Here is a 7,233-nt window from a genome sequence, read left to right as displayed (position 1 = left end):
CGCACATTTTGAGAGTCTCGCTCTACTCTTAGCCCGCGTTGGGCGAAGCCCTTCCCGCAGGGTAGGCGGGCTTCGTCTGTATAGCCGCGATTTCAAGATGCTGTTGGCGAATTGATGTAGGGTAAGACCCCACCCCCAAATTTCCTCGTTCCCAGCTCAAGCTTGCAGGAGGAAAAACTGCGCAGATTGTGAGAGTCTCGCTCCACTCTTAGCCCGCGAAGGCGGGCTTCGTCTGTATAGCCGCGATTTCAATCGCCAGGAACCTGGCTAATCGCCTAGGAACTAGCTGTAGGTCTAACCCCTCACGCATTCGCCAACAACATCTTTCAATCGCCAGGAACCTGGCAAACTAGCCAGAGGTCTAACCCCTCACGCATTCGCCAACAACATCTTTCAATCGCCAGGAACCTGGCTAATCGCCAGCGAACTAACTGTAGGTCTAACCCCCCATTAATTCGCCAACAGTCTCTTTCAATCGCCAGGAGCTTAATTTGACACCAATGGCACGGGTACCCGCCCCTACGGCTCTGCCTCCTTTCACAGGAAAAGCAGCATTATAGCAGTAGCCACTTAGGGCACGGACGTAGGACAGGCGTCGCGCCTGTCCCAGAGATATTGAGGGCAGGCGAGACGCCTGCCCTACGTCTATACTTCCTATCCCTCGGATTGGAGGGAAAATAAGAAATGTATACCATTGGTACACAAAGTAGCCGGCATATTTGTCAATCCTGTCTACCAATGGTAGACAAAGTAGCCGGCACATTTGTCAACACCCCATGCCCAATGCCCCATGCCCAATGCCCCATGCCCTATGCCCCAACTTTCAATTGATTGAGCAGCAGGGAGGCAATTTCGCTCACCGGCAGGACATGCCGGGCGGCACCGAGGGCGATAGCTTCTTTAGGCATACCAAACACAACGCAGCTCGCCTCATCCTGAGCGACGGTCAAGCCGCCGGCCTTAGCAATGGCCAGCAAGCCGTCTGCGCCATCTCGCCCCATGCCGGTCAGCAGGACGCCTGCCGCCCCCTTGCCATAGAAACTGGCCACAGAGTTAAAAGTGACGCTCACAGAAGGGCGATGTCCCGATACCGGTGGCGCTGCAGAATAGATAAACCGGCCTCCGGCATCCAATTCTAAATGACGCCCTTCTGGCGGGAAATAGACCGTTCCCGGCTTTGGGCACTCATAGGCGGGGGCAATTCTCACCGGCAGCTGGCACTCCGACGCCAGCCAATCCACCAATCCCTGCAAAAAGCCCTCACTGATGTGCTGCACACAAATCACCGGCAGGGGGAAATTCTCCGGCAGCTGAGTGAGAATCGCGTGCAGGGCTTGCGGACCGCCGGTTGATGCCCCAATTGCCAGCACCTTCTTCAATGGGTCCTGGGAGCGAGCCAAATTTTTGTCTGCAAATGGCAGACAGAAGGGGCTGGTTGCGGGCTTTGGGGCAGGGGGCGGTGGGGGTGAGCCGGGGGCGCTGCTGGGGCGGCTTCCCGCAGCCGCCCCGCGCAGCACTGTTACCCCACTCTCGTTCCCTGGCTCGCGCCGGGGAGGGACCTTGCGGTCAAGCTCAACAGCTTGCCGTTCCGTGCGGGCTGCTTTGGGGGCAGCCGGCAATCGGGCGGAGGGCGCATCAGCCTTGGGGTACTTGCGGCGCAGGGTAAAAACAGCCACGCCGCTGAGGATCTTAATTTTATTGATCAGTTCTAGGCGGACAGACTCGTAATTGCTGCCAATTGCGCCCCGGGGTTTGGGGAACACGTCCACCGCCCCGGCTTGCAGCAGCCGAAACACATTTTGGGTATCTTCTTCCTGCACCGAAGAGCTGATTACCAGAATCGGGCGCGGGCAGTTGGCCATCACCTCCTGAGTGAATTCCAGCCCGTCCATTTGGGGCATGTGCAAGTCGGTGCAGATCACCTGAGGCTGGAGCGCAGGAATGAGCGCCAATCCCTCGGTGCCGGTGCGAGCCGTCCCCACCACCACGATGTCGGGGCATGAGGCGAGCATTCGTTTGAGGATCGTTGTGGCCACCAGCGAGTCCTCTACCAGCAAAACGCGAATCGGGGGACGATGCATAAGAAGGATGAAGGGTGAACGGTATTGGGCTGAGCTTCGATGAAGTGTGAAGTTGATCTCACACTTCATCCCTCACACTTCATACTTTCTTAGACCAGTCTTCTGAGAGTTTCTAGGAGTACGTCTTGGTTGAACGAGCTTTTAGTAATGTAAGCGTTGGCACCGGCTTCCGCTCCTCTTCGCTTGTCCTCATCTGAGGCCAGAGATGTAACCAGAATGATCGGCAATTCCCTGTATTCCTTCAGCTGGCGAATCTTAGCAGTCAGCCCCAAGCCATCCAAATTAGGCATTTGGATGTCAGACACCACCGCATCAAAGGATCGAGTCTTCAGTTTATTGAAGCCATCCAATCCGTCTACTGCAGTCACCACTTCGTACCCCGCGCTTTCCAGAATGCGCTTTTCTTGGGTGCGAGTGGCAATCGAGTCTTCCACCAGCAGAATCACTTGTTTTCTTTTTGCCCGCTCAACCCCTTTCACGGGAGCCACAGGTAAAGCGTGCCGCAGCACAGACTTGATCAAATCCTGGGGATTTAAAACCATGCAGACTTCGCCGGTTCCCAGAATCGTTGCCCCGGCAACATTCCGCACCCTTTTGAGCAACTTACTCTGCGGTTTGAGCACGACATCCTGCTCGTCGAGCAGCGCCTCTACGAGCAGTCCCAGACGTTCTTCTCCCACTTTCAGGATAATACAAGGCGACGCCGCAGATAACACCGGCAGAGTATTCACAGCAGCCGGCAATTCCAGCAAATCGGCCAGCCGCACCACCGAAACCGGCTGGCTGTCGAGGACAATCGTTTCCCGACCTTCAATCGTAAAAATCTCCTCTGGATGCACCAGTTTTGCCATTTGCACGAACTCCACCGGCAGGGCCAAGGGCTGGCCACTGACGGCCACCAGCAGCACGTGCGCCGTAGCCAAGGTCGCGCCCAGCTGCAAGCGCAGCGTGCATCCCCGCCCCCGTGCCGATTCCACTTGGATCGTGCCTTTGAGGTGCTCGACATTGGTGCGCACCACATCCAGCCCCACTCCGCGCCCCGAGACTTCGGTAACAAAGGTGCGGGTGGAGAAGCCGGGAGCGAAGATCAGGGACTGAATTTGACTCTCACTCATGGCGGCGAACTCTTCTTCCCGACAGATACCGCGCTTGAGCGCTGTCCGCTTAATACTCTCGATATCCAAACCGCGCCCGTCATCGGTGACTTCAAGAATAATATTCGCGGCTGTTTGGTAGCCCCGCAGGCGAATCGTGGCCACCGGCGGCTTGCCGGCAGCCAGACGCTCTGCCGGTGTTTCGATGCCGTGATCGATGGCGTTGCGAATCATGTGCGTCAGGGGGTCTTTCATCTCTTCGAGGATGCGCTTGTCCGCCCTAGTTTCCCCCCCTTCCACAAGCAGCTGCACTTGTTTGCCTTCCTGTCTGGCCAGATCCCGCACCATGCGGGGAAACAAATTAAAAATCGTGGACAGGGGCAGCAGGCGCAGGGTGCGAATTCCCTCCTCTAATTCATCGGCGACCACTTCCAGTCTGGCGGTGTCTTCGTAAACCGCACCCCTGAGCCGGTTGACGATCGCCCCGAGCCGCTCCAGCCGATCTTCGGCGCGGTGGTGCAAGTTCTGTACCAGGTTAGCCAGCGGTGCCCCTACCGCCCCCTCTCGATTCCCCCGCCCGATTTCCTCGAAGGCAAAGCGATTGACAAAGGTATCGCGGCTCCACTCCTCCCAGAGGTTGACAATTTCCTCAATTTCTGCTAGTCTGTGCGCGATGCGAATTTTGGTAACAGTGAGTTCGCCGGCTTGGGTCATCAAGCTGTCCAGATTTCGGGTTTCGACGCGAATCGTCTCAATGCGGTAGCCGTCGGTGCCGGCTTTGATGGCGGCACCGTCGCCGGCACCGGCCTCTCTGGCCGCCGGCAGGACTGGGCTGTTCGGTTTGGGGCTGGCGTTTACGAGCTGGCTATGCCGGTGCAAGCTGCGATTGCCCTGTTGCAGTGCCCCCTCTGGCGCACCGGCTAGGGGCCGGAAAGTCACTCCCCCCGGCTGCGCCGGAAATGCGTCGGGCGAACCCGCAGCAAGAGCGCCTTTGGGAGCAGCCACTGGGCGCTGCGGCTGATTCGGTTCCGGAAGCGAGGGAAACATCTCGGGCAAATCCGCCCCTGCCACTGCCGGTGGCAAGTATCCCGCCGGGTCTCCCCCTGCCACAATCGGGTAGGGGGAATCAACCTCGGTTGCCTCTGCCACAGGCTCCTCTAGCGGTGCCGGTGGGCCAGCCACCTCTGGCGTCCGATCGGCGGGCGACATCAGGGCCAGGGCGTCGGCAAGCGTGAGGCCGGTTTCCTCGCCTGTGACCGCTTCGCGAACCAGCAGGCGGATGGCGCGCAACCCTGCAGACAAGCAGTCGCAAATCGCCGGCCTTAGGGTGATTTCGCCCCGGGTGACGCCATTTAAAATGTTCTCCATTTGGTGCGCTAGGGTGCTCACATCTGAGACTCCCAGCATGCCGGCGTCGCCTTTGATGCTGTGCGAAACCCGCAGCAATTCTTCGATTTTGGCGGAGTCGCTGGGGGATTTCTCCAGGTGCAGCAATCCGCCGTCGAGTTTTTGCAAATGCTCCTCACAGGCAATTTTGAAAGTTTCCCGCAGCTCGTCGTCTTGGATATAGCGAGGGGAATTCTTACCGCCATTCGTCAGATTTGCGCAATTTTGGTGGCTGAGTGCGGGTTCGGTGCCGGCGGGGCGCGCGGCGCTAGAAGCCTCCTTCCGCCGTCCCGCACTCTGCGTCTGTTTGCCCTCACTTTTGAGTGGGGTTTGCGGCTGCCAGCTGGAGACTGGTCTGTGGGAACAGTCTTGAGCTTTTGCTTCGGCTACCGGCTCTGGGGGCGCTTGCAGGCTTTCAGCAACTTCCAGCAGCTTGGGCGGCGCTTGCGCTTTAACCTCAGCTCCCATAAGATGGGCGAGGGCGTAAAAAGTGTTGACTCCGGCAGGAGCGCCGGTGACTGCTTCACTGACGAGTTTGCGGATGGCATCTAGCCCCTGAGACAAGCGGTCGCTTAACTCCTGCGCCAGCTCAGTCTCGCCTCGCTTTAAGGTGCCTAAAATGTGTTCCAATTGATGGGCTAGGGTGCCAATATCTTTGACGCCCAGCATATTGGCATCTCCTTTGAGACTGTGAGCTTCCCGCATCAATTCGTCTAAACACCCTAGATCGTCGGGGTGTCTCTCTAAATGCAGCAGCCCGTCATCCAGTTTCTGCAAGTGTTCTTCGCTTGCAACTTTGAAGGTAATCCGGAGTTCTTCGTCTTCTATGATCATGATTGGCAGCTCCTGTAGGGGGTGGCGCACGATATCCTGAATTTAGATGTCCTGAATTTAGATGTCCTGAATTTTTTAGGGGATATGATAAGCTGTTACTCTTTTATAGCAGTATGCACTTAGGTTAGAACATTAGACCTTTTGGGGGGCGGGACGCCTGCCCTACGTCTATATAGCAGTAAGCATTTAGGAAACCTACATTCCGGCCTCCCTTGCTCCAGAGCTCCCGAAGCTTCTATTGTTCTAACCAATATGACTGCTGCTATAATATGCTTATTTTAGAAAGGGGGCAGAGCCGACCGAGGCGCGTTCCCAGCTTGAGCTGGGAACGCGGGATAGAAATGGATAGCAAAAATTAAATGCGCAACAGCTTATTCTCTCCGGTGATATCGCTGTGCGGCGAGTCCCGCGATCTCCTCCTTTGTGGGGCTGAAATGCGAGCCCGCTCAATGCCCAATGGCCTGTGCCGGCTGCCCAGTAGCCCTAGTCTGGCAAAATCGGTGCGAGCGGAGATTCCATGATGCGCCGGTTTCGCCCGGATGGCTTCTCCCGTAAGGGGCGTTTCCGCCACCGGCATTTTAGCCGCCGGCTCCAAAGCAGTCTCCTTGCCAGTCGCCGCCTGCAGGCACCTGATACGATGCGCTACGCGCCGCCGAAGGCTATCGAAACTTGCGCCGGAATGCCAGCAAACCCCTTGCCGCTGCGGAACGCGCCCGGGGCGAGAAGCGTCGCAGGCGAGCCAAAGCGGACAGACGAGAGCCAGTTGGCTCCAGAGCAAGCGTACCGGCTGCATTTGGCAGCGCAAACACCAGATGCAGACGCACGAGAGCCAAAGTGGGCAGGCACGGGGGTCTGCCCCTACAGGAGGAGATTTGCTATAACCCAGTTCTGCCCGGCAGCACAACAGAAAAGTCCGCACGCCAGTCTTTCTTTTTCACCAGCCCCCACACGCTTGGTATCCCGTTTAGGCGGCTCCGATCCAAACATAACAGTTTCAGACATCCGGGTTAATTGATTTAGGTAAACTTTAATTTTTGTTGAGTTTTACCGAGTTTTATAAAATTTTGTTAAAGGGGATCTGACCTGAAAGCCGGTAAGTCTGTCAAATCGAGACATTCTCCCCCTCTCGCCCAAAGGGCACCGCTGTTTTTCTGTTCAGGAAGCTGTGTGGGAAACCTCTCTGGTGAACTTACCCCTACAGTTCCCATCTTCGCGCTACGGCGGGCAGACGTTAACCCCCTACCTAAATTTATGAAATCCCGAGATCGGAGTAGATGCTTCCTGACCAATTGTAGCTTTCCCCCCTGGGAAAGGCACCCTGCCAGTCGAGGGGTCGCTGTCCACCCACGGAGAGCGTGTTTCGCAGCAGCTGCGCCAGCAGCAGCGCGACGGGCTCGTCCCACACAGTTTTGGCCATTTCTGTCCCGTGCCGGTTTCCGCCATCCGCACCGCTATTTTATAACTGCATAATTTCTCAAAGAAAGGTTGTTGTCGCAAGCCCAGACAGCCTGACAAATTAAATAATAGAATCAATAAAAAGCATGAATTTAGTCCGGCTGCCGGTGGGCGTTACTCATAAATATCGCCTATCACCAAACAGACTTTATAGCAGTATGCACTTAGGTTAGAACATTAGACCTTCAGGGGGGGCGGGACGCCTGCCCTACGTCTATATAGCAGTAAGCATCAGGAAGTCATTCGGCTCCTTGCTCCAGAGCTCCCGAAGCTTCTATTGTTCTAACCAATATGACTGCTGCTATATAGCGTAGCGCACCCGGACGGTGCTCCTTCGCAGAGACATTTTAGGTAAACCCGCCATTACCGGCAATCGGCGGGCC

General features: G+C 56.7%; 4 protein-coding genes. All 4 read right to left on the bottom strand.

Annotated features, from left to right (window positions below):
* Positions 1–809: 809 nt before the first annotated feature.
* The 4 genes from cheB to OSC10802_RS51940 all read right to left on the bottom strand — a co-directional run bounded on the left by cheB (position 810) and on the right by OSC10802_RS51940 (position 6,812).
* The gene (gene cheB / locus OSC10802_RS0133855; RefSeq protein ID WP_017721199.1) at positions 810–2,081 is read right to left on the bottom strand and encodes a chemotaxis-specific protein-glutamate methyltransferase CheB; all 1,272 of its coding nucleotides are present in this window, start codon (positions 2,079–2,081) and stop codon (positions 810–812) included.
* 89 nt (positions 2,082–2,170) lie between these two features.
* Positions 2,171–5,395 (bottom strand): hybrid sensor histidine kinase/response regulator, encoded by a 3,225-nt coding sequence (locus OSC10802_RS0133850; RefSeq protein WP_082218463.1) that lies wholly within the window; start codon positions 5,393–5,395, stop codon positions 2,171–2,173.
* A gap of 355 nt (positions 5,396–5,750) precedes the next feature.
* On the bottom strand, positions 5,751–6,188 hold the full coding sequence (locus OSC10802_RS51945) for a hypothetical protein (protein ID WP_155969041.1): 438 nt from the start codon (positions 6,186–6,188) through the stop codon (positions 5,751–5,753).
* Positions 6,189–6,644: 456 nt separating this feature from the next.
* Positions 6,645–6,812: a hypothetical protein gene (locus tag OSC10802_RS51940; RefSeq protein ID WP_017721196.1), complete on the bottom strand. Its 168-nt coding sequence runs from the start codon at positions 6,810–6,812 to the stop codon at positions 6,645–6,647.
* Between the last annotated feature and the right edge of the window lie 421 nt (positions 6,813–7,233).

This window comes from Kamptonema formosum PCC 10802 (genome assembly GCF_000332335.1).
Classification (GTDB): Bacteria; Cyanobacteriota; Cyanobacteriia; order Cyanobacteriales; family Oscillatoriaceae; genus Oscillatoria.
Note: the sequence above shows the minus strand (reverse complement) of the source record. Positions and strands in the feature narration are given on the sequence as shown.

Bases quoted from the DNA above. Each gene is read 5' to 3' on its own strand.
- cheB (WP_017721199.1), bottom strand. From the start codon at position 2,081: ATGCATCGTCCCCCGATTCGCGTTTTGCTGGTAGAGGACTCGCTGGTG.
- OSC10802_RS0133850 (WP_082218463.1), bottom strand. From the start codon at position 5,395: ATGATCATAGAAGACGAAGAACTCCGGATTACCTTCAAAGTTGCAAGC.
- OSC10802_RS51945 (WP_155969041.1), bottom strand. From the start codon at position 6,188: ATGCAGCCGGTACGCTTGCTCTGGAGCCAACTGGCTCTCGTCTGTCCG.
- OSC10802_RS51940 (WP_017721196.1), bottom strand. From the start codon at position 6,812: ATGGCCAAAACTGTGTGGGACGAGCCCGTCGCGCTGCTGCTGGCGCAG.